Raw genomic sequence first — 1,404 nt, 5'->3', positions numbered from 1 at the left:
CTCATAATTTCCCCCTCTTTTTACTAAACTTATTGCAAAAGAATTTATTATAAAAAAAGTAATATTTCCTTAGAAACAAAGGAATTCACCAAAAAAGCTTTGTCACCCCTCCATTTTTCAAGGTAAAGATCAGGTATCCGGCTGCCAAATCCACTAAGAAAAGAGGGTATAGTAAAGTGTTACCTAATCTTTTATTACTTTTATTGATGTAAAGTTTCAAGAAAAATTATTGTGTATCCCTTATGAGTTTTACTAGGAAATTCACTCTTCTGTTTTCATAGAACTTTTGATACTACCTTTAAGAGGAAAATATTAAATATAACCTTCAGATTCTCTCATTTGCTATGCCCACTCATGAATGACTGTTGCCGCCATTTTAATCCCATCTAGGTAATCCTTGATCAAAATGTTTTCATTTGGCGCATGTTTTCTGGAATCCGAATTCCCTACCCCAAAGCCGACTGCAGGAATGCCCAGTTGCTGACATAGGTCGTACATCGGACCGGATCCAGGATTCATTAATATGATCCGAGGAGGAATCCCCTTTAACTTTGTAGCCGCTTTCATTACTTTTTTTACAAAAGGATCACCAGGATCTGTTTTGGAAGCTTGAGTTCCTTCACTAGCCAAAATCTTGATATCCTGGAAGCCATGGCTATCCAAATGGTTGCGAAGATGCTGGAGAATTTCTTTCGGTACTTGATTGGGCACGAGGCGGAAATCAATTTTCACCCACGCTTCCGATGGCAATACTGTTTTGCCTTTGCCTGTATAACCGGAATGAATCCCGCAGATGTTGCAGGTCGGCTGAAAGACCAGCTTTTCTTTTAGCTCATTTCCTCGCAAATTGAGGATGAAGTGATCCAAACCCAGACGAGCTAACATCTCCTCTTCTTCAAGATCCATCTGCTCGAGAATCACTTTTTCTCTCTCTGTCGGTTTGGCGACCTTGTCATAGAAATGCTCGATAAGGACCTCGCCACGATTATTTTTTATCGTATTCAGCGCCCAAACGAGCCGCCAAGCCGGATTTTCGATGATTCCCGCATTGGAAGAGTGCAGATCCGTGTTGGCTGATTTTGCTACCAATTTCACTGTGAGAATTCCTTTGTTGCCCAGCTTGACTTCAAAGCTGCCATCGTTGTTGACAAAGCCATTCTCCCAAATGCATAGATCAGCTTGTAAAAGCTCCGGCTGTGTGGCTGCTAGATGCTTGATGTGTCGACTGCCACCTGATTCCTCCTCCCCTTCTACGAGGAACTTGATGTTCACAGGCAGTGCGCCATTCACTTTTTGATAGGCATGAACCGCGCAGATCCGGGCCATCAAGGCGCCCTTGTTGTCAGCAGAGCCCCTCGCAATCAATTTGCCCTCGCGAATTTCCGCTCCAAATGGCGAACTCTC

General features: G+C 43.0%; 1 protein-coding gene. It reads right to left on the bottom strand.

The genetic code is table 11. The features are described 5' to 3' along the window. Positions 1-342 precede the first annotated feature (342 nt). The coding region (locus DFO72_RS29075; RefSeq protein ID WP_113885936.1) for a M20/M25/M40 family metallo-hydrolase at positions 343-1,404 on the bottom strand (1,062 nt) is incomplete at its 5' end.

It is taken from the genome of Cytobacillus oceanisediminis, from assembly GCF_004366035.1.
In the GTDB taxonomy this organism is placed as follows: Bacteria; Bacillota; Bacilli; order Bacillales; family Cytobacillaceae; genus Cytobacillus; species Cytobacillus oceanisediminis_C.
The sequence above is the reverse complement of the archived record's forward strand: the minus strand, read 5'-3'. Positions and strand labels throughout refer to the sequence as shown.